The organism is Nocardioides sp. T2.26MG-1, assembly GCF_950101795.1.
GTDB lineage: Bacteria > Actinomycetota > Actinomycetes > Propionibacteriales > Nocardioidaceae > Nocardioides.
This window is the reverse complement of record NZ_CATNLZ010000034.1, coordinates 253631-274369: the sequence shown is the minus strand read 5'-3', so window position 1 is coordinate 274369 and position 20739 is coordinate 253631. Positions and strand designations below refer to the sequence as shown.

Below are 20739 nucleotides of genomic sequence, written 5' to 3'. Positions count from 1 at the left end.
CCTGGCGAGTTCATGATTCCCGACGCCGCCGGGACGAGCGCGGATCCGTGGCGATCGAGGCCGCGATCGGCGTCCCGGCCTTCGGCTTGTTCATCGCGATGATCATCCTCGGCGGACGCGTCGAGATCGCCAAGCAGTCGGTGGAGGCCGCCGCCTACGAGGCAGCTCGAGCAGCGTCCATTGAGCGGACCCAGAGCGAGGCGATCAGCTCGGGCAAGGCCGCGGCCACCAGCAGCCTGAACGACCAGGGCTTGCAGTGCGCGACCACCAGCGTCACGGTCAACGCCGCGGCGTTCAACGCCCCGCTGGGCACCACCGCCCAGGTGACCGCCACGGTGACCTGCATGGTCGACGTCGCCGACCTGGCCATCCCCGGTCTGCCCGGCACCAGGACGATCATCGCGACCGCCAGCAGCCCCGTCGACGCCTACCGGGAGCGCCGATGATCAGCCGCCTGCGCCGCCTGCGCCGCCTCGGAACGCGTGGTGTGCGCGATGAGCGCGGCTCCATCAGCGTCTGGTTCGCCACCGCGTCCTTCGTGATGATCATCCTCGTCGGGATGGCCGTCGACCTCGGCGGCAAAGTCCACACCCAGCAGCAGGCGCGCAGTGCCGCCGCCCAGGCCGCCCGCACCGGCGCCCAGGAGGTCCAGGGCTCCACCGCGGTGCGCGGTGAGGACCTCCGGGTCGACATCAACGCCGCCAAGGCCGCCGCCCAGGACTACCTCCACGCCGCCGGCGTGGAAGGAACCGCGCGCGTCGTCAACGGCGACACCCTGATCGTCACCACCACCGACACCTACACCAGCAAGTTCCTCGGGATCATCGGCCTGGACTCCATGCAGGTCACCGGGGAGGCGTCCGCGCGGCTCATCCGCGCCGAAGGAGGCATCGAGAGATGACTACGCCCACCCATCCCACCATCGGCCAGCGACTCACCGGCCTCGCCGCCTCGCTCGCCGTGCTGGGCATCGTCCTCGGCCTGCCCGCTCTCTTCCTCGCGATCGGCGCCAGCCCGATCCCCGACCAGATGCCCACCCTGGGTGGCGTCAAGAACGCGCTCCTGGCGCCCGACGACGGCACGCTCGTTCTCGGCCTGTTCAAGGTGATCGGCTGGGTCGCCTGGGCGTTTATGGCCCTGAGCCTTGTTGTGGAGGCCATTGCAGCGCTCCGCAAGGTCCAGGCACCTCAACTGCCAGGTCTGGGTAGGCCCCAGGCCGCAGCGCGCGGCCTCATCGGTCTGGCCGCACTGCTGTTCATCGCCGCCCCCATCGCCACGCAGGCAGCAACGATCAGTTCGGCCGCCGCGGCCCCGGCGACGGTGGGGCACGTCACCGCCGGCGCCGACCACGCCTCACAGCAGGGACCCGCCCGCCAGGACGTCAAGGCCGAGACGACGCAGGAGCGCCAGGGCCCCAAGACCGTCGACCACGTCGTGAAGCCGGGGGAGAGCCTTTGGTCGATCGCCGAAGACCACTTCGGTGACGGAGCCCGCTACAAGGACATCGCCGAGCTCAACCCCGACCTGCTCGGCACCCAGCCGAGCTTCCTCGAGCCCGGATGGGTGCTCAAGCTGCCGGCGCCCACCGACGCAGCACCGGCGCACGTCTACACCGTGCAGCCCAACGACACCCTCAGCGACATCGCGCACGACAAGCTCGGAGACGCCGACCGTTGGCCGGAGATCTACAAGGCCTCCACCACGATCACCCAGCCCGGCGGAGTCCACCTGACCGATCCCGACGTGATCGACGTGGGCTGGAAGCTCAACATCCGGGCCGCGACGCCGGTCGACGACCGGCAGCGCCAGCCGCAGCCGCGCGAGGACAAGCCGCAGACCCCCGCGGAGCCCAAGGACGAGCAGCCGCCGGTCGACCCGCCGGCCGAGGAAAGCCCGCCGGTCCCCGAAGAGACCCCGGCGCCGGAGACCGCCGCACCGGAGGTCCCGCAGGCCGAGGAGCCGGCGGCGCCGGCCGCCGACGTCGACCAGGTCGACGACACCGACGACTCGATCCTCGAGGCACCCTGGGTCCTCGCCGGTCTCACCGGCGGGGGCGTCCTGCTCTCCGGAGCCCTGCTCATGGCCCTGCGGTCGCGCCGGCGCTCCGCCTTCCGGAACCGGCCGCCCGGACGCGCTATCGCCGCCCCGCCGCCCGAGCTCGCGCCGGTGGAGATGACCCTGAACGCGACCGGTTCCGCCGCGGCCGCCACCGTGGAGTTCGCCGACGAGGCCCTGCGGCGCCTCGCGGCCGCGGTCGGAGCCCAGGGCACCACGATGCCGCCGCTCGCCGCGGTTGAGCTCGCGCACGGCAAGCTGACGCTGCACCTGAGCGCGCCGGCCGCCGTCCCCGCTCCCTGGGTGGGCAGCCCCGACCAGACCCACTGGCACGTCACCACCGACACCGCGTTCGAGGACCTCGGTCCCGACACCGGCAACGTCGAGCCGCCCTACCCGCTGCTGGCCACCATCGGCATGAGCGACACCGGCGAGACCTGGCTGCTGAACTGCGAGGCGCTCTCCACACTGACCATCAGCGGCGACCCCACCTACGGCCGCGACTTCGCCCGCCACCTCGCCGCCCAGCTGGCCGTCAACCCGTGGTCGCGTCGCGTCCAGGTCGACTGCATCGGCGTGGCAGAGGAGACCGTCGCCATGGACGAGCGGATCACCTACTACCCGACCGGCGCGGCCGGGACGCCCGCAACCGCGGAGATCCTCGCCGCGGCGGTGACCACCGTCGACCGTGCGAAGCGACACGACACCGACGTGTCCACGGCCCGCACCGGCAGCGTCGACGACGACACCTGGCCCGCACGGATGCTGCTGCTGGACGCCGCGGCCGGCGACCCCGACGACCTCGAGCAGCTGCTCCAGCTGGTCAACGACAACGTCGGTCAGTCCGCGACCTCCATCGTGGTCGCCGGCGAGCGCCCCAACACTCCCGGTGCCGTGCTGCACATGACCAACACCGGCCGCGTCGTCCTCGAGCACGCCGACCTCAACCTGATCGCGGTCGGGCTCACCAGCGACGAGGCCCGCGGCTGCGCCCTGGTCTATGCCCAGAGCGAGACCCCGGAGTACGTCGACACCCCGGTGGACGAGACCGCCACCGATGGCTGGGAGGCCTACACCGACTCCTCCGGAGCCCTGCGCCGCGAGTACACCCTGCCGCGCAACACCCCCGAGGACGCCGTCGACGAGCCGATGTCCTCCCTGCTCGAGGGCGAGGACGAGGACTACATCCGCGAGAGCGCCATCGTGCAGGAGGACCTCGATGCCCTGGCCCCCAAGGTCCCCGCCCACGTCCGCGCCGAGGTCGAGGAGAAGGACCCCACCCTCGACCAGGACATCGCCGACTGGTTCTCAACCGACTGCGACCGTCCGCGGCTCACCCTGCTCGGCCCGGTCACCGCGCGCACCCACGGCAAGGCGCTGGCCAAGCGCAAGCCGTACTTCACCGAGCTGCTGGCCTTCCTCGCCCTGCACCGCAAGCACGGCGCCACCCGCGAGCAGATCCGCGACGCGTTCTCGATCTCCGACGGCAAGGTCCGCGACTACACAAACATCGTGCGCGACTGGCTCGGCACCAACCCCCGCACCGGCGAGGACCACCTGCCCTACGCGGACAAGGCACCGGCGGCCAAGGTCACCGGGGTCAACGTCTACCAGGTCGACGACGGCCTGCTCGTCGACCTCGACCTCTTCCTCCGCCTCCGCAAGCGCGGACAGGCCCGCGGCGGAGCCGAAGGTGTCGCGGACCTGTGCACCGCGCTCGAGCTGGTCGGAGAGGCGCAGCCGTTCAGCCAGCTGCGCGAGGAAGGGTGGGCTTGGCTCGCCAACGAGCCCGACCGCGTCGACCTCATGGCGGGCGGCTGGATCGCCGACGTCGCCCTCATCGTCGTCACCGAGGCCCTCGCCGCCGGCGACCTCGTCAAGGCCCGCTCCGCGGCGTACGTCGCCAACCGGGCCGACCCCGACGGCGAGAGCACCCGCCTGTGCCTGGCCCACGTCATGAAGGCCGAGGGCGACCAGCTCGAGGCCGACCGGATCCTGCGCGAGGAGATCTGCAACCGGTCCGACGACGGCGACGCGCCCATGGAACTGTCGGAGCGCACGAAGACAATCATCCGTACGCACGGCTGGCTCGCGAGCTGACTCGGGGAAGGGAGCACCAGCACATGGCAACGTTCGACCAGGAGATCACCGGCCGCTACGCCCCGGCAGGCGCCGACCACGCCGACCTCGACGCCCGCCGCGTCGCCCGGGCCGTGTTCGTGCGCGACACCATCCGAACCCTCTACAACGCCGACAAGAAGTTCGGGTTCGACCCGGCCGACAACGGCTCGCTCGCAGAGCTCGTCGACGCCGCCGAAGAACACCTCGAGCACATCGCCAACGACGTCAACCAGCGATCCGTCATGGCCCCGCCCACCACAGGAGGAGACACCGCATGAGGAAGCACCACTCCGCACTCGGGGGAGTGGCCCTCGCCCTCGCCCTGGCTCTCACCGGCTGCGGCGGCGACGACAACGAGCCCACGGTCCAGGAGACCCCGAGCCAGTCCCAATCACCGACGGCGCCCACCAGCTCGCCGACTCCGAAGACAGATGAGGAGAAGGCGGCCGCGCAGCTGACGCGATACCTGGAGGTGAGGGACCTGGCGCACCGTAAGCGGACGATCGACTTCAAGACCCTCAACCCGGTCGCGACGGGCGACGAGTTCCTCGAGCTGCAGGAAACCGTGGTCGGCATGAAGAAGGCAGATGTCACCAAGACCGGCAGCTTCGTCCACATGCTCGGTGAGCCCCGAAACCGGGGCAACTCGATCGAGATCACCGACTGCGAGGACCGCTCTGGCGTAACGGTGAAGGTGAAGGGCAACGTGCGGAAGCCTGACTACACCGCTCCGGACGGCAACCCTCTTCGCAACCCTGTGCCGGTCAAGTACACCCTCATCAAGGACAAGGGCACGTGGAAGGTGTCCGAATCAGATCTCCTGTGGGACGAGTCATGCTGAGACGATTTCTCGCTCTTCTGGCGATGCTTGGGGCGTCGCTCGTAGTCGCAGTCGCCGTGGCGCCCGCAGCCAACGCTGATGGTTGCGACGTCGACGAGGAGACCGGTGAGGTCGTCTGTGAAGACGAGGACGGCGGCGGCAATGGCGGTGACAACGGCAGTGGCAACACTGGTGGCTCTTCGACTTGCAACTACAACGGCCGCGAGATTCCGTGCACCGGCCCCGGAGGGTCGGTGTGGAGTAGCCTGCACGAGTGCTGGATCGGACCGTCTGCTGAGGAGCTGGGCGAGGATCTTGTTCCGCCGGATGGCCAGACGGAGGAAGACGGCGCCTGGCACGTCTGCTACTTCCCACCGCCCGGGTCGTCCTGGGAGTACACCTGGGTGCAGACGGGTGAAGTCGGCATCGACCCGGTAGTGCTCGCCCAGCGAGCGATTGCCTCGATGGACCTGGACCCCATCAAGATCGGTATTGTCCCCGAGTCTGGCCCAAACCGGGTCGGCCTCGTGGGGCTGCCGGTGTGGATGTGGGTCGACAGCCCCACCGACGACACGTTCGGCCCGATCACTGCATCGGCCAGCGAGGGATCGGTCTCGGTCAGTGCCACCGCCAGCGTCTCCAGCATCGTGTGGGACATGGGGGACGGGACGAAGGTGAACTGCACCGGCAAGGGCACCCCGTACGCCGATCACTACGGCAAGCAGGACTCGCCGACCTGCGGGCACCGCTACGCGAAGATGTCGACGGACCAGCCCGACGGCGCCTACCAGGTCACTGCCACGAGCCACTGGGTTGTCGAGTGGACCGGTGGCGGCCAGTCCGGAACCATCGAGTTCGACCTGACCACCGACCCGCTGCCGATCCGCATCGGCGAGGCACAGGTGCTGACCCAATGACGTGGCAAGGGCATGAAGAACGTCGGGGGTCGCCTCACCGAGCTCCCGAGGGTGTGAGTTCGTCGCCGAGCCGCCGGTGGTCGTGGACGGCGAGCTCGGCGACGACCAACCGGCCGAGTGGATCGCACGTATGGCCCGCGACGGTGAGGCGATCGTGGCCGCGGAGAAGCCGGGGCCGGGCGGCTTCTCGACCTTCGCTGAGTGGAGCGCCACCTGGCACCTGAGCATCGTTCCGGTCGCGACCTACATGAGCCCACGCGGCGTCGGCGTCACCCGCTAACTCCGCGTCAGAACCAGGTCCCCGTCCTCGAGTAAGGACGGGGACCTCTTCTCGTTTCTCCGGCGGCATAGCGGCGGGACGGCTCGGGCGATAGCCGGCCCGATGGGGTGCCCGATGCAAGGGGCGAGCCCCAGGCGTCTCGGGTCACCTGGGGCTCTGGCGCCAAGTAGAGCACGCCCCGTCGCGGGGCCGCAGAGGAACCGGAAACTTCGCCGCGGCGCCGCCGGGGTGGGCCGCTCACCTGGCCGATCGCGGCCGCGCCAGTGCCCGGTAGGCGCAGCTCGACCGGGCACTTCGCGGTGTCGAGTTGCAAAGAAGTCTGAGCGGCTGTCGCCGACAGAGATTGCGTGGGCGGGTCGGAGCCGAGACCGGCGCTCAAGATCGAGGTGGCCGGAGGGGACGGCCGTTGCAGACCGGTCGTCTTCCCCCAGGGCGACCATCTGCGGCGACGGAGATCACGACAAGCGAGGTAGTCGCCCCCAAGTGCCGAGCATGGCGGCGAACGGGGCTTCGGATCAGGCGAGGATGCGGTCGCCGAGGGGGTCGCGGAAGCGTTGTGAGAGAACGGACCTGAGTTGGAGGAACAGCGCCACGTCGCCAGGAAGCACGTGAGTGAGAGCCGCGCTCAGTACTTCGGCTGCCTCAGGGTGGTTCAGGCAGGCGACGAGGTCGGCTTCGTGCTCCTCGGTGAAGACCTCGTTCTTGATTGCCTCTAGCGCGTCGGCCGCACCGCGGATAACGGGGTCGAGCGTGTCCGGGTGGGGGCTTGTGTCCAGTTCCTCGTTCAAGGCGTCCCAGTCCACGCGAGGGCTTGCGGGGTGCGGGCTCCTGGCGAACTGGTCGAAGACGAAGCTGAGACCGAGCGTGCGCTCGTGGACGCGCAGATCGCGTTCGATCGCGGGCACCATCTCGGCCGCGCTGGCGAGGGTCAGGCGGTTTGCCGTCGCGGTCAGGTCGTCCCGAATCATTCGCGCTACGGCGTCTCGTTGGTCGGCGCCGCCGTCGGCGTACCGCAGAAGGATGCGTAGGGCCCGGTCGAGGTTGAAGGCGGAGGGAGCGTCGAGCACGTGGAGGCCGTGGGCGAGGATTCGCCGGCTCCAACTTGGCCAGGCGCGAGCCATGCCGTCGTCGAGTATGTCGAGAGCGAGTTCGGGGCCGATCGGTAGGTGCTCGCCGATTCGTTCGGCTGCACCTACGTCGATCGTCTCGACGAGTTCGACCACGGCCTGGTGTTCGTGGGCGCGCGGTTCGGCGAACATCCGTCCGGTCGCGAACAACCAGGTGTTGCGCCAGTGCGGGCTGGGCGCGAGGAGACGGAGCCTGTCGATGAGGGTCTCCAGGGGCGCGTCGCTGATTCGCCTCGCCGCCATGAGTTCCTGGAGTGAGCGCACGTCGAAGCCGAAGCCGTCGCTCCTTGGCGCAATGAGGAGGAGCCGCTGCGTTGCTGACTTGATGATCGAATCCAGGACGTCAGAGTGATGCCCGTCAGGCTGAAACTCAGCCTCGTCGAGGATGTGCCAGACGATGTCGCGCAGCTCTGGCTCGGTCAGCACGGCGGTGGAGTGGTCGGCGGTCTCGCTGCGCTGTTGCAGCACGAAACCCGCACGCTCGTGAAGTTGGTGGATGAACGGCTCGTACTTGGTCAGCAACGTGCGGACCATAGTCGGCTTGTTGCGCTCGCGCCGTACGACGGTGTCGTAGTAGCTCCAGAACAGGCTGTACCGGTCGGGCGCGATGGTCCCGGCACCGTCGACGATGATCGACAAGATGAGCACCTGCAGCGGAGTCCGCAATAGCTTGACGAGGTTCTCATCCTGGGCGGCGTTGCGAAGGGCCACGGTGACCTTGTCGATCCGCTCCTCGTCGCCATTGAGGCGCACCTGGGCGGCCTTGGCTCCGAAGGCGAGCGCTTCGTTGGGGGTGAGGTCGTCCAACGCGACGGTCTCGAACGACGTTGGGTCGATGTTCTCCGTGTAGCCCACTGGTCGCGTGGTGATCACCGCAAGGAGGTCGCATCGGTCTCCCTCGGCGTTGTTGACGAACTCCACCACCCGCTCGATCACGGTGCGCCGGGTCTCGGGCTCGGTGACTTCGTCGAGGCCGTCGAATACGGCAACCCATGGCCAGGCGCGGAGCCAGGAGGTGAGGGTGGCTGGCGTGACGGTTCCGTGGTTCGACTTCTTGCTGATGCGTTCGGACACGTAGCGCATCAGTGATTCGTCGAGCTTGTGGCCCCGCTCCTCCGCGTAATGCGCCAGATCGATGCGCAGTGGCCATCGACGGTGCCGCGGGAGTTCGTGTCCCAGCTTCTGCAGCACGGCCTCGGTGCCGGCGATCACCGCGTCGTGGTTCGCGCCCAGTGCAGTTGAGCCTTTGAGTGCGGCCACGCGGTAGGCCTGCACGATCAGTTTGGAGATCGTGGTCTTTCCGTTGCCCGGCTGGCCGGTGAGCACGATGTGCCGCGGCCCGTCTACGGCCGTGATATCTCGGGCGAGGATGTTGTCGCCGCGTTCGAGCACATGCCCCAGCACGGTGCTCCTGATTCCTCCTCCTGGGAACGTCACTGGGAGGTCGATTGCGACCTCGTGCACTGGGATGCCTCGGTTGTCGCGGTCGCCGGCGTCATCGAAGTAGACCAGTCCGTCGGAGAGGAGCTCCGTGCGGGCCTGGTCGAGCAACACCGGTTCGCTGTCCTTTACCGGGACATTCCCGGTGAGCTCGGAGATGAAGGTGAACACGTCGCTGGCGGTCAGGAACGCGTCGAATCGACGACGTACCGCGTCGCTGGTGCTCAACAGGGCGTCGAGTTGGTTGCCGTCCCAGAATCGGATCGTCTTGATGTGCGCGATCCTCTTGCGTCGCTGGACCTTGTCGAGGATGGCGTTCTGATCGTCGATGTCGCGGCTCGCGTCGTTGAGCTTGTCCCGGTAGGCCTTGATGTTCTTGTGGATCACGTCGTGGCCGCCAGTGTTCTGAACCGGCGTGAGGGCGACATTGGTGATGAAGATGAGTTGGTCGGGCACCGGGTCGCGCGGGTCCTTCTTGTCCCACTCGGACCAGGCGTCGAGCTCCTTCTTCACTTCTCCCCAAAGCCACGAGGCATTGGCGGTCTCCGAGTCGGAGACCTTGTCGTGATGTTTGACCTGGAAGACGGTGTACCCGGTTAGCGTCTCAGATGTGGAACCGTCGGCCGAGCCGAACGTCAGAGACCCCTCGAAGTAGAGGTCGCGGCCGCCGTCCTTTCCTGCGCCCATGACCTGGACTCCCGAGCCGAACTGGGCGATCGCGAGGGCGGCTGCCATCGACTGAAAGGCACCGGGGCTCAGCAACTGCAGCTGGTGCTTCAAGGGCGACTCCACGATTCGAGGGGACAGCTCAAGGTAGCAACGCCCGGCGACACGGGCTCCCGGTTCTGCAGTCACCACGACGGAGTCAGTGCGGGCCGCCTCCAGCTCCTGGAGGTGTGGGCGGACGAGCTCGACGAGCTGACGGTGCGTGAACCGATCGGCATCGGCGACGAGGCCCCGGCTGGCCGAGCGAATCTCTACCGATTCAGTGTTCTTGAGGCGAATTTCCGATCGCCTCGTTTTCGCTGCATCTCGACACGCGGCGGGGCTGCGCAAGGGGTTGGCCAGAAACTTCTTCAACTTTCGGGGGGACGCCCTCTGACCTGCGCAAACGCGCGTCCCCCCTCAGCGTCCCCCCTTGAAATCAGGGGTCTGGGGGGACGGATGCGGGGACGCCCGCTCGCGACCTTTCTGCCGTGCACAGCCACGGACGAAAGGAGCGAGTGCGATGAGTGTGGGCGACCAGCTCGGCCTCGACGACAACAGCGAACTGCTCGACCAGGCCCGCCAGAAGTGGCCGGCCTGGGTGGCCACCGATCCGCGCCTCGGCGTGGTCGACAACTTCGACGACCTCCGCTCCTGGCTGCCGACGGTGGACCACGAAGAATCCGACCAGGCCCTCTTGGCGCTGGCCATGCTGGCCGCCCCCGACGGTGGTGACGACATCGCGGCCGCGGCCGCGCTCGCCAAGTGCCTGCTGCCCGGCGCCTGCCGGCTAGCTGGCTGGCTGAGCACCCTCCCGCCGCGCGAGGTCTTCCGCGACAGCCAGCCGGTCATGGCGGGCACCTGGTCGGCGGTCGAGCGTGTCGACGAGCTCGTGGCCTCGCAGCTGTGGATCGAGGTCCGCACGTTCAAGTGGCGCCGGCTCCGGAAGGTCGCGGCCAACATCTTGATCAACACCCGCGTCGGCGTGCTCCGCGAGGTCGGCGACTTCTTCTATGTCTCCCGCGCCGACCGCACTTGGGCAAACACGACCCTCGTCGAGTCCTTCTCGGCCGGCGACATAACGAGCGCCGACGGCGGCGCCGGCTACTCGGCCGAGATGCCGACCGAGCGGGTCACAGGCGCGCTCTTCCACCGCCCCGAGATCCTCGCCGACGCCGGCCCCGAGCAGGAGGAGCCCACGGCCACCGAGGAGCTCCTGGAGCTGCTCGCTTGGGCGTGCGACCACGAGGTCATCAGCCCCGCCGACCGGTACCTGCTGCTGTGCCTGGTCGAGGAGGCCGACCGGGTCGAGACCCGGCGTCTGGCGCGTGGCTACGGCGGCCTGCTCGGCAACGAGGTCTCCAGCCGTGTCGCGCCCCGCATCGGGGTCTCGGAGGCAACCGTCCGACGTCACGGCTCGCGCACCGTCCGCGCCCTCGCCGCGGCCGCCCCCAGGAAGTTCGGCCATGACGAATAGGCCCGGAAGTGATCGCTCGAACCACCCCGCAACACATAGGCGACTGGAGGTGGTGAAGCCCATGACAAACACCCACGACGGCGAGACCCGAACGCCGGAGCAGGTCGCCGAACTGTTCGCGATCGCCGGCCGCGAGATCGAGGCCATCGAGCAGCTGACCGGCTGCGTCGCGCAGCTGCACGAAGTCCAGGCCGCCAAGGCACAGCTGGCGACCCTGACCCCGGCCGAGGTCAGCGCCGCACTCGAGTTCCGCCGCGGCACCATCGGGGAGGCCCAGTGAGCACCCAGACGTCGAGCCGCCCGGTCGGCGTCGACGAGCTCAAGCGCGCCTGGCAGGCACTGAACGCCGGCGAGTTCCGCACCGGCCCCGGCGGCGGCAAGGGCCCCCGCGGCCGCGGCACCGCCGCCGAGGACGACTGGACCCCGGCCGACGGCGAGCACACCATCGCCGTGATCGGGTCCGCAGGCTCAGTCGGCGCGAGCACCGTCGCCCTGGCCACCGGCCTCGCTGCAGCCGCCCCGGTCCGCGTCATCGAGTGCTGCTCGGTCACCGCCTCCGGCCTCGCCGCGGCCAGCACCGCCGAGCTCGGCCTGCACCCGACCGACTGGCGCCAGGGCAAGCGCGACCACGTCCTGCTCGAGCGCGCCAGCGAGGTCCTCGCCGGCGTCGACGAGGTCCCGCTGCCCACCGACGCCGAGCACGACACCCAGCTGACGATCCTCGACATCGGCTGGGAGGCCGGCCAGCTGCTGGCCACCGATTGCTGGCTCGCCGAGGCCGTCCGCACCGCCAACCAGGTCGTCCTGGTCAGCACCGCCACCGTCCCCGGGATGCGCCGCGCCGGTGTCGTCATGGACCTCCTCGCCGGCCACTGGCAGCCCGAGCAGATCACTCTCGCCATCCGCGGGCCCCGTCGCAAGAAGTGGCCCCGCGGCCTCGAGCACGCCGGCGGCCCCGCCGTACGTCGCGCCCTGGACGCGGACCGGTGCGTGGAGATCCCCGAGGACCGCGACCTCGCGGTCAACGGCCTGGACTCCCGGCCCGTCCCGGCCCCCCTGATCTCGGCAGCACGTCAGCTGCTCGAGCCCCAACACCTGTCCACCGACGCCAGCGAAAGCGCCTGACCCGCCCGGGTCAGCCACCCCAGAAAGGAAGTCCACCCATGGACGTCATGACCGCACTCCTCCCGATGGCCGCCAAGGTCTGCCCGAAGGCGCCCCCGGGTGCTGTCGGCCCCACCAACGAGATCACCAGCTACGTGCTGTGGGGCGTCATCGTCCTGTTCGGTCTCGGCATCATCATCGCCATCGGCGCGATCATCGCCGGCCGGGTGTTCTCCCTGCCGCACGCCTCCAAGGTCGGCGTGATCTCGGTGGTGGTCGTGTTCGCCTGCGCGATCGCCTACCTAGTGCTGCCCGGGATGCTCAACGGGATCCTCGGCAAGGGCTGCATCTGATGCGGCGCGCAGCCACGAAGAAGGCAGAAGGCACCAGCGAGTGGAGCCGGCGCCGGTTGCTCGGCATCCTTGCGGCCGCCGTCGCCGTGGCTGCGCTCCTGCTCGGCGGCCTCGTGTACGCGATCTACCTGGCGGTCTCCGGTATCGGTGGCGAGGCCAGCGCGAACACCGGAGTGGCCACCGGCGTCACCGAGCGCTCGACTGTGGCCCGCGGTGCCGCGCATCGCGACGAGATCGCGGCCGAGCCGATGCTGACCGTGCCCGAGAGCGCGGCCTTCCCGGCCGAGACCACCAGCGCCAAGGCCCCGGAGATCAAGATCCCGACCGGGACCGGAGTAATCGGACCCGCGTTCGTCATGACCGGGTTCCCGCAGACCCCGGAGGGCGCGATCGGCCAGCTGGCCCAGATCGACGTCGCGGTGCTGCAGTCGATGAGCCTGAGCACCGCCGAGGAGGTCTACAACGCCTGGGCGCTGCCCGGCGGGGTCCGGGCGGAGGACTGGTGGATCACCGCCAGCGTCCGCGCGTTCCTCTCCAGCACCGGGATGGGCGAGGTCAAGGACCCCAGCGCCTCGGTCTCCCTGGAGCCCGCCGCCGCGCTAGTCAAGGGCACCGACGGCCCCGACTGGGCCACGGTCTGCGTGCTGATGAAGGTCAGCGCCACCTACAAGTCCGAAGGCCAGATCGCCTTCGCGCACTGCGAGCGCATGCATTGGGTCGGCGGCCGCTGGATGGTCGCCCCTGGCGCCCCGCCGGCACCCGCGCCCGCGACCTGGCCCGGAACCCAGCTGGCACACGAGGCCGGCTGGCGCACCTGGTCCACCGACCACACCGAACCCACCAACCCCGGCGACCACGACCACGGACACCACGAAGGGGAGCACTGAGATGAGCAGCCGCATGAACGACTCGATGGGGGAGTCCCGCACCACCCTGCTGCGCGTGGGCGTCCTAGTGGTGATCGCGGCCCTGGTGGCGACCGCCGTCTGGCTCGGAGCGCGCGGCCGGACCGACGACAGCCGCGGCACCGACAAGACCAGCGGCGACTCCTCGAGCCAGACCGGGCAGCAGGGGCAGAACGTCTCGGTCGACCAGGTCGCCCCGGAGACCGCCCCCGCCGACGGCGTGGAGATCCCGACCGGCGCCGAGGTGGTCGACGGCTACCCGACCCGGTTCCCCCAGACCGACCTGGGCGCGGTCGCGCTGCAGGTCGAGGTCACCAAGGCCCAGGTCGGGTTCGACTACGACCAGGCCGCCGCCGTCGCCGGCCTGTACGCCAACCCCGAGGACAAGGCCGTCTTCGAGCAGCGCGCCCGCGACGCCGTCGCACTGCGCCGCCAGCAGGCCGGCGTCCCGAAGGAGGGCGACGTCCCCCCGCCCGCGTCGTACGCCGTGACCCCGATCGCCTACACCCTCGAGGAGCTCGACACCGGCTACTACGCGGTGAACCTGCTCAGCTACGTCACCCTCACCACCGCCAACGGCAAGGTCAGCGACGGCCTTTACGCCGGCACCCAGCTGATGCGCTGGATCGAGGTCGACGGTGTGGGCGACTGGCGCCTGGTCCAGGGCAGCGATGAGGACATCGAGCACCTGGTCTCCACCGGCCAGCCCAGGGCGGTCGCGCCCGGCACCCCGGAGTACAAGCAGGCCGGCTGGATCCCGATCAAGGGAGCCCCCCAGTGACCGCCGGCGACCTCTTCCACCGGGTGACCCGCCTCGGCATTGGCGCCCTGGCGGTCCTGGTCCTCACCACGCTCCTCGGGGCGGCCATGGCCATCCAGCCGCCCGCCGCGGCCGCGGCCGAGCCGGCGGCCGCCACGGCGAACGTCGCCACGGTTGAGACCGCCGGCCAGCTGCCGGCCCGCAAGGTCAAGATGGGCTGCCCCGGCCCCGACGCGCTGTGCGACCTCGGCGGTGACGCCGTCGACTGCGCCAAGGACCCGATCGACTGCGGCAAAGACGCAGCCGGCGAGGTCAAGGACGGCGCCGGGAACGTGATCAACGGCGCCGGAGACGTCCTCGACGGGGCCGCCGGGCTGCTCCCGGACGGCTGCGGCATCCTCGACGCGATCTGCGACGGCGGACTCCCCGGGCTCCCGGGACTGCCTGGCGTCCCCGGTCTGCCCGGGATCCCCGGCCTCCCGAACGTCGGCGACCTGTTCGGTGGCGGCATCCCGGGCCTCGGCGACATCCCCAACCCGTTCGAGGCGATCGGGGACGTCATCGCCAAGGCCGCGGCCGACGCCTGGACGGCGGCCATGCTCGCGGTCTGGAACTCCGGCCTGTTCGTGCTGCGCATCGTGCTCACGTTCAGCGAGCTGTTCTTGACCCCCGACCTGCGCGCCGACGGACCGGGCAAGGACGTCTACGCCTTCACCCTCTGGCTCGCGCTCGCCCTGGTGGTCATCTTGGCGACGATCCAACTCGGTGCTGCGGCGTTCAAGCGCGAGGGCAAGGGGCTCGCGCGGGCGTTCATCGGCGCCGGCCAGTTCGTCTTGGTCTGCGCCTGCTGGTTCGGCTACTGCGTGATGATCGTCGCCGCGTGCGGCGCCATCACCAAGGCGCTGATGAAGTCGCTGCTCAAGGTGCAGACCTGGCCCGACTGGGATCCCCTGGGCGGCCTCGGTATCGACGACATCACCGACGCTGGCGTGGCCACCGCGCTCGCCTTCCTCGGCATCTTCCTGTGGCTGGCCGCGATCGGGCACGTCTTGGTCTACCTGGCCCGCGCGGCGTCGCTGCTCGTGCTGACCGCCACCGGCCCGCTCTCGGCGGCCGGGCTGGTCTCCGACTTCACCCGCTCCTGGTTCTGGAAGAGCCTGCGGTGGTTCCACGCCGCGGCGTTCACCCCGGTGCTGATGGTGATGGTGCTGGGCATCGGAGTGCAGTTCGCCAACGGTGTCGCCGCCCACCTCGCCGACGACACCGCCAAGGCGTTCGGCACCGCGCTGCCGGCGGTGATGACGATCCTGATCAGCGTCGTCGCACCGCTGGCCCTGTTCAAGCTCCTGGCCTTCGTCGACCCCGGCACCCCCAGCGGAGCGTCGTTCCGTCAGGGCATGGCCATCCAGGGTGGCCTCCAGGGCCTGCTCAGCGGTGGTGGTGCCGGCGGCGGCTCCTCGGCCGCGTCGACCACCGACGGGAACGGCCGCTCCTCGGGTGAGCAGAGCGCCGAGGCCTCGACCGGCGACCGGTTCAACAAGTCCACCCAGGGCCTCCTCGGCAGCTTCGGCCCGGTCGGGCAGGCGCTGTCGACCGGCATGGGCTGGATCAACTCCGCTGGCGCCAAGGCCACCTCCCTGATGTCGGACGAGACCAACCAGGCCGGCGTCGGGCAGAGCACCTACGGCCCTGATTTCCGTGGCATGGGTGGCCGCCAGTCCGGTGGCCAGTCGGGTGGCCAGTCCGGCGACCAGAGCAGCGGCACGCACCCCGGCTCCCAGAACATCGGCGACGACGACCCGCCCCCGAACCCGCCCATGCCGCCGGCACCCCCGACACCGCCGACGCTGCCCACCGGTGGCGCACCCGGCGGCGGCTCGGGTGGCGGCCAGAGCGGGTCCGGAGGAGCCGCAGCTACGCCCAAGACTCCCGCCGCCAGTGGCGGGGGAGCGGCCGGCGGCGCTGGCGGGGCTGGTGCGGCCGCCGGCGGGATCCCCCCGGTGGCGGTGTAGCCGATGCACCCTGCCTCCGGCCCCCGATCCCGATCGACCTCTACTGACCCGGAAGGAAGCCGACGATGACCATCTACGCCGACTACCAGCGCGACCGCATCGGCTGGTTCTTCGGCCTCTCCGGAGGCCAGCTGATGTTCCTGGCGCTGGCCAGCCTGCCGGCGTTCTGGGCGATCAGCCGCGGAGCGTGGTTCTCCGCGTTCCTGTTCGCCCTGGTCTGGCTGTTCCTACTGGCCATCACCGTCATCCCGGTCCGGGGCCGCTCGGCCACCGGCTGGGTGTTCGCCTCGAGCATGTACGCCGTCGGCGGGCTGCTCGGCTGGACCTCCTTCCGTGCCAAGGCTGCGCAGGGTCGCGCTGAGGACCTCGACACCCCCGACCTTCCCGGGGTGCTGCAGGGCATCAAGATCCACGACGGCCCGCCGCACGGCTCGCAGCTGCAGCGCGTCGCGGTGATCCACGACGACGCCACCAAGACCTGGGCAGTCACCGCCGCCGTCGTCCACCCCGGCATCGGCATGAAGGACACCGAGGAGCGCAACCGCTACGGCGAGGCGCTGGCCGGTCTGCTCGACGTCGCCGGCCGTACCGAGAAGATCGACGAGATCCTGTTCATGATCCGCACCGTCCCCGAGGACGGTGCCGAGCGCGAGCTGTGGGTCACCAAGCACCGTCGCGGCAACGCGCCGGAGCTGTCGGAGGTGGTCAACAGCGACCTCGCCGTCGGCCTCACCCAGGCTTCGGTGCGCACCGAGCAGTTCATCACGATCGTCGTCCCGGAGACCCGGATCGCCCGGTCGGCCAAGGAGTCCGGTGGCGGGTTCGAGGGACGCTGCCGCGAGATCTACCTGCTCATGGCCGAGATCGAGGCACAGCTGCGCGGCCCGATGGGCATGACCTCGGTCCGCTGGCTCACCTCGCCCGAGCTCGCCCTGGCGTCCCGGACCGGGTTCGCCCCCGGCGACCGCGCCAGCATCGTCGAGGCCCTCGCCATGCGGGAGAAGGACCCGAACGTGAACGCCGACGTGCCCTGGGCACTGGCTGGCCCCTCGGGCGCAGACGCGACGGTGCGGCACTACAGCCACGACGCGTGGAACTCGATCAGCGCCACGATCAAGCTCCCGACCCGCGGCGTCGCGATGGGCGCACTCGCGCCGATCCTCACGCCCAGCGAGTCCGGGGAGCGGCGCTCGTTCGTCGTCGCCTTCCCGATCGTGTCCCAGTCCAAGGCCGACCGGCAGTCCGGCAACGCCGAGTGGGCCGCGGACCTGGCCGAGGGCATGAACGAGAAGCTCGGCCGCAAGACCCGCGCCAAGCAGCGCGACGAGGCCCACAAGGCCCGCGGCCTGGACGCCAAGCTGGCCCGCGGCAACTCGCTGGTCCGGCCGTACGCGGTCTGCACGGTCACGGTTCCCAAGACGCTGCGAATCACCGAGTTCGGCCGCCGCCTGGACGCCTCGATCCGTCGCGCCGGGTTCGCGCCGCTGCGGCTCGACCTCGCCCAGGACGTCGGCTTCGCCGCCTCGACCATCCCCGTCGGGATGAGCCTGACCCGGAGCGGAGACGCCTGATGCCCACCACCGCCCGCCGCAACCGAGGTAGCGGCCGTGACATGGCCGCCCTGCTGTCGGACTTCGGTCACGACCTGCCCACGATCCCCGCCCTCGAGCCGGAGGCCAAGGAGCCCCGGATCTTCAAGTACGCCCCGCGCCGCGGCGCAGCTCGCGGCGGCCGCGGCTGGGCGGCCGCCACGGCGCCGGCGTCGGCCTGGCGCATGACCAGCGACCAGGCGCCGGTGTTCTGGCCGTTCGTCTCCGCGCCCGCCCTGCCGCCCACCGGGGCGCAGATGGGCGTCGACCAGCTCTCCGGCGGCTCGTTCTACTGCGACCCGTTCGGGTGGGTGCTGCGCGACGACGTGCCGGCGACCAACCCCAACATCTTCCAGTTCGCCAAGCCCGGCAGCGGCAAGTCCGGCACCACCAAGGCGTTCTGCACCCGGATGATGCCCTTCGGCTACCGCACCCTGGTCACCGGCGACGTCAAGGACGAGTACGAGTCCCTGTGCCGCGCGCTCGGGGTCGAGCCCTTCGTCATCGCCCCCGGTTTCTGGGCCCGGGTCAACCCGCTGGACATGGGCCCGCTCGGCGACGGCTGGAAGGACCTCTCCGCCGAGGAACAGCAGCGCCGCGCCACCATCATCTTCAAGCGCTGGCTGGTCCTCGTCCGCGGCCTGGTCGGCTCCATGAAGATCGACGACGAGCGCCGGGTGCCCTTCGGCCCCGACGAGTCCGACGTCGTCCGCAACGCACTGCAGATCCTCACCGGCTACGCCGCCGGCAACACCATCCTCAAGGAGACGACCATCCCGCGACTGTGGGACCTGCTCCGCAACCCCACCGAGGAGCTCGTCCGGGCCTGCGAGTACGCGAACACCCGCGTGTTCCTCGACGACACCCGGCTGCTGCGCAACGCACTCGGCGAGCTGGTCACCGGCACACTGGCCGGCCTCTTCGACGACTTCACCAACATCGAGGTCGACTGGCGCGCCCCGATCCAGTCGTTCAGCCTCTCCCGGCTCGACGGCCTGGGCGATGAGGCAGTGGGCATCGCGCTGCTGTGCATGAACTCCTGGGGCCGCGGCCTGCGGGAGATCGCCGAACCGGGCGACCTGCGCATCGTCGTGCGCGACGAGGTCTGGAAGCAGATGCGCCTGGGAACCGCCGCGGTGGCCAGCTTCGACGCCGACCTGCGGCTCTCGCGCGGCATGGCCGGCAAGGGCGGCGACATCCAGTTCTGCAACCTCCACAAGCCCTCCGACCTGCTCTCGGTCGGCGACGCCGACTCCCAGGCCGCGATGATCGCCAAGGACCTCCTCGAGCTGGCCGACATCAAAATCCTCGGCGCCCAGAAGCCGCGCGTCGCCCGCGAACTCGACTCGATGCTCGGGCTCGGCCCGATCGCCCAGGACCTCGTCTCCGGGTGGGCGATGCAGGACAAGGGCCGAGCGCTGTGGTGCATCGGCGACGCCACCTACAAGGTCCAGACGGTGCTCCACCCGCTGGAGAAGAAGCTCTACTACACCAACGAGGCCATCGAGGCCGCTCTTTAGAAGTTCGCGCGAATTTTGACGGTTCTGCGACGAACCTGAGCATACGCAACGTCCTCGAGCCTGTTGCGGACGCTCAGGTTCTGGGAGTTCGCGGTGAGAAGCGTGTCGCGCTCCGGATAGGGGGCCGTCACCGAGAACCTCTCCGGACGGGCTATCCGGGACGCTTGAGGAGCGACGAGGGGACTGGCCTGGGGCTTCACCGTTGTGGGTTCGGTTTGCGGGACGGATCCACTAGCCCCACGTCGGCTGGCCGAATGGTTGGGCTCGCCTCGCCTTGTCTTGGTACCGGCTCCGTGCTCTCGCGCTCTCGACGCGGCGCTGCGTTCATCGGCTCCAGTCGATGGCGTCGTACTCGGTCAGCAGTCGGGCGCCGCGGGTGGGATCGTGCTGGGCGATCCAGGCGATCCGGCCTCGAAGGTGTTCGGCGAAGGCTGGGTGGTCGTCTCGGTTCTGGGTGCTGGGTCCTAGGCGGCGGCAGTTGTGGAGGATGGCACGAAGAGTGTCTACCTCGGTGCGGGCGACCCGTGGCCTGTCGTTGACGACCAGACCGCCGAGGGTTTGACGTCCCCCGCGAGGCATGACGCCGGTCTTGCGGAGGTTGAGCCGGAAGCCTTCGTCTCGAACGATTCTGTCGATGGCGTCGAGAAGCCTCGATGTGCCGGTCGCCCATCCGCGGCCGCCGGAGAAGGCGAGGTCGTCGGCGTAGCGGGTGTACCGACCACCCCACGACCTGGCGAGCGCGGTCAGGCGAACGTCGAGGCGGAAAGCGGCGAGGTTGGCGAGGGCCGGGGACGTGGGGGCGCCCTGCGGCAGGTGCGGCACGGCCAGCCGTCGGCCGAGCCGCCAATGCGCGTCGAGGAGTGCGTTGTTGGCGGGACGGGGCACGGCACGCCACTGCGACCGCGGCAGCACGGTCGTCAGCAGCCCGGCCAAGCAGTGCGCGACGGGTTCGGGGTAGCCGGCGGTACGCCAAATGCCGTAGACGCGGGCGACCGTGACGCTGGCGAAGAATGCCTCCAGGTCGAGGCGGATCACTACCCTGCTGTCCGCATGAGGGGCGGCGTAGGATCTCACCGAGCCACCCGGTCTGAATCCTCGGGCGGCTGCGTGCGGGGGAACCAGGGACACCACGTCGTCCAAGAGACCACGCTGCATGCGCTTCAGCTCGAGTTTGGGGGCCTCCAGGACCCGGATAGCCCCGCTTGGAGCGAGGCGGTGGCTCACCCGATAGTGCTGCAGGGGTACGGCGCTGGTCTCGCGGGCCAGATGTCGCGGGTCGGCGAACCAGCCCAGTTCCGATTGAGTGAGGTCCAGGAACTGCGCGACGTCGTGCAGATCGTTCAGAGCGGGCAGGGCCCACCTGTTCGTGAGCATGCGGGTGGAGGCGACGGGATGAGTGAACGGTTCGTCGTGGACTGCCTTCTCCGCGGCAGGCAACGTCGCGATCACTGTCGCGAGCTCTCGTGGACGATCGGACGGCGGTCGGGGATAGAGCTCTAGCGTCTGACGGGCGAGTGGTGACAACCAGCGGCGTCGCCGACCCAGGACCAACGC

Annotated in this window: 18 protein-coding genes; 16 read left to right on the top strand and 2 right to left on the bottom strand. The window is 69.9% G+C overall.

What is annotated here, in order from left to right; genetic code table 11:
- The first annotated feature begins 47 nt into the window (after positions 1-47).
- From QQZ14_RS21705 to QQZ14_RS21675, 7 genes are all read left to right on the top strand, one after another.
- The gene (locus tag QQZ14_RS21705; RefSeq protein ID WP_284536510.1) at positions 48-446 is read left to right on the top strand and encodes a TadE/TadG family type IV pilus assembly protein; all 399 of its coding nucleotides are present in this window, start codon (positions 48-50) and stop codon (positions 444-446) included.
- Entirely contained in the window at positions 443-901 is a 459-nt protein-coding gene (locus QQZ14_RS21700; protein WP_284536509.1) for a pilus assembly protein TadG-related protein, read from the top strand. The genes QQZ14_RS21705 and QQZ14_RS21700 overlap by 4 nt, the downstream gene beginning before the upstream one ends.
- The gene (locus QQZ14_RS21695; protein ID WP_284536508.1) at positions 898-4155 is read left to right on the top strand and encodes a LysM peptidoglycan-binding domain-containing protein; all 3258 of its coding nucleotides are present in this window, start codon (positions 898-900) and stop codon (positions 4153-4155) included. The genes QQZ14_RS21700 and QQZ14_RS21695 overlap by 4 nt, the downstream gene beginning before the upstream one ends.
- A 23-nt stretch (positions 4156-4178) precedes the next feature.
- Positions 4179-4454 (top strand): hypothetical protein, encoded by a 276-nt coding sequence (locus tag QQZ14_RS21690; RefSeq protein ID WP_284536507.1) that lies wholly within the window; start codon positions 4179-4181, stop codon positions 4452-4454.
- Entirely contained in the window at positions 4451-5017 is a 567-nt protein-coding gene (locus tag QQZ14_RS21685) for a hypothetical protein (protein WP_284536506.1), read from the top strand. Before QQZ14_RS21690 ends, QQZ14_RS21685 begins: the two co-directional genes overlap by 4 nt.
- Before the next feature lie 56 nt (positions 5018-5073).
- Positions 5074-5913: a hypothetical protein gene (locus QQZ14_RS21680; protein WP_284536505.1), complete on the top strand. Its 840-nt coding sequence runs from the start codon at positions 5074-5076 to the stop codon at positions 5911-5913.
- 82 nt (positions 5914-5995) lie between these two features.
- Positions 5996-6193, top strand: a complete 198-nt coding sequence (locus QQZ14_RS21675; protein ID WP_284536504.1) for a hypothetical protein — start codon at positions 5996-5998, stop codon at positions 6191-6193.
- A 515-nt stretch (positions 6194-6708) separates the two neighbouring features.
- On the opposite strand, the gene QQZ14_RS21670 is transcribed toward QQZ14_RS21675, so the two are convergent.
- Complete coding sequence (locus QQZ14_RS21670; RefSeq protein ID WP_284536503.1) at positions 6709-9840, bottom strand: NACHT domain-containing protein; 3132 nt, start codon at positions 9838-9840, stop codon at positions 6709-6711.
- Positions 9841-9988: 148 nt separating this feature from the next.
- On the opposite strand from QQZ14_RS21670, the gene QQZ14_RS21665 reads away from it, so the two are divergent.
- The 9 genes from QQZ14_RS21665 (at position 9989) to QQZ14_RS21625 (ending at position 19185) form a co-directional block, all read left to right on the top strand.
- The gene (locus QQZ14_RS21665) at positions 9989-10942 is read left to right on the top strand and encodes a hypothetical protein (protein WP_284536501.1); all 954 of its coding nucleotides are present in this window, start codon (positions 9989-9991) and stop codon (positions 10940-10942) included.
- Positions 10943-11003: 61 nt separating this feature from the next.
- Positions 11004-11222 carry a hypothetical protein gene (locus tag QQZ14_RS21660; RefSeq protein ID WP_284536500.1) on the top strand — a complete coding sequence of 73 codons (219 nt, stop codon included), beginning with the start codon at positions 11004-11006 and terminating at the stop codon, positions 11220-11222.
- Positions 11219-12067 (top strand): hypothetical protein, encoded by an 849-nt coding sequence (locus QQZ14_RS21655; protein ID WP_284536499.1) that lies wholly within the window; start codon positions 11219-11221, stop codon positions 12065-12067. Before QQZ14_RS21660 ends, QQZ14_RS21655 begins: the two co-directional genes overlap by 4 nt.
- A gap of 38 nt (positions 12068-12105) precedes the next feature.
- Positions 12106-12399 carry a hypothetical protein gene (locus QQZ14_RS21650; RefSeq protein WP_284536497.1) on the top strand — a complete coding sequence of 98 codons (294 nt, stop codon included), beginning with the start codon at positions 12106-12108 and terminating at the stop codon, positions 12397-12399.
- A complete protein-coding gene (locus QQZ14_RS21645) occupies positions 12399-13286 on the top strand; it encodes a hypothetical protein (RefSeq protein WP_284536496.1) in 888 nt (295 codons plus the stop codon). Before QQZ14_RS21650 ends, QQZ14_RS21645 begins: the two co-directional genes overlap by 1 nt.
- A 1-nt stretch (position 13287) precedes the next feature.
- Positions 13288-14085, top strand: coding sequence for a hypothetical protein (locus QQZ14_RS21640; protein ID WP_284536495.1), 798 nt, complete (start codon positions 13288-13290; stop codon positions 14083-14085).
- Positions 14082-16076 (top strand): type IV secretion system protein, encoded by a 1995-nt coding sequence (locus QQZ14_RS21635; protein ID WP_284536494.1) that lies wholly within the window; start codon positions 14082-14084, stop codon positions 16074-16076. Before QQZ14_RS21640 ends, QQZ14_RS21635 begins: the two co-directional genes overlap by 4 nt.
- Before the next feature lie 65 nt (positions 16077-16141).
- The gene (locus QQZ14_RS21630; protein ID WP_284536493.1) at positions 16142-17647 is read left to right on the top strand and encodes an SCO6880 family protein; all 1506 of its coding nucleotides are present in this window, start codon (positions 16142-16144) and stop codon (positions 17645-17647) included.
- The gene (locus QQZ14_RS21625) at positions 17647-19185 is read left to right on the top strand and encodes an ATP-binding protein (protein WP_284536492.1); all 1539 of its coding nucleotides are present in this window, start codon (positions 17647-17649) and stop codon (positions 19183-19185) included. Before QQZ14_RS21630 ends, QQZ14_RS21625 begins: the two co-directional genes overlap by 1 nt.
- A 324-nt stretch (positions 19186-19509) precedes the next feature.
- Here QQZ14_RS21625 and QQZ14_RS21620 read toward each other — a convergent pair whose 3' ends face one another.
- Positions 19510-20634: a reverse transcriptase family protein gene (locus QQZ14_RS21620; RefSeq protein ID WP_284536491.1), complete on the bottom strand. Its 1125-nt coding sequence runs from the start codon at positions 20632-20634 to the stop codon at positions 19510-19512.
- Positions 20635-20739 lie beyond the last annotated feature (105 nt).

Excerpts from the sequence above, each read along its gene's own strand:
- QQZ14_RS21685 (WP_284536506.1), top strand. The coding sequence starts at position 4,451 with ATGAGGAAGCACCACTCCGCACTCGGGGGAGTGGCCCTCGCCCTCGCC.
- QQZ14_RS21625 (WP_284536492.1), top strand. The coding sequence starts at position 17,647 with ATGCCCACCACCGCCCGCCGCAACCGAGGTAGCGGCCGTGACATGGCC.
- QQZ14_RS21640 (WP_284536495.1), top strand. The coding sequence starts at position 13,288 with ATGAGCAGCCGCATGAACGACTCGATGGGGGAGTCCCGCACCACCCTG.
- QQZ14_RS21660 (WP_284536500.1), top strand. The coding sequence starts at position 11,004 with ATGACAAACACCCACGACGGCGAGACCCGAACGCCGGAGCAGGTCGCC.
- QQZ14_RS21690 (WP_284536507.1), top strand. The coding sequence starts at position 4,179 with ATGGCAACGTTCGACCAGGAGATCACCGGCCGCTACGCCCCGGCAGGC.
- QQZ14_RS21645 (WP_284536496.1), top strand. The coding sequence starts at position 12,399 with ATGCGGCGCGCAGCCACGAAGAAGGCAGAAGGCACCAGCGAGTGGAGC.
- QQZ14_RS21650 (WP_284536497.1), top strand. The coding sequence starts at position 12,106 with ATGGACGTCATGACCGCACTCCTCCCGATGGCCGCCAAGGTCTGCCCG.
- QQZ14_RS21630 (WP_284536493.1), top strand. The coding sequence starts at position 16,142 with ATGACCATCTACGCCGACTACCAGCGCGACCGCATCGGCTGGTTCTTC.
- QQZ14_RS21665 (WP_284536501.1), top strand. The coding sequence starts at position 9,989 with ATGAGTGTGGGCGACCAGCTCGGCCTCGACGACAACAGCGAACTGCTC.
- QQZ14_RS21700 (WP_284536509.1), top strand. The coding sequence starts at position 443 with ATGATCAGCCGCCTGCGCCGCCTGCGCCGCCTCGGAACGCGTGGTGTG.
- QQZ14_RS21695 (WP_284536508.1), top strand. The coding sequence starts at position 898 with ATGACTACGCCCACCCATCCCACCATCGGCCAGCGACTCACCGGCCTC.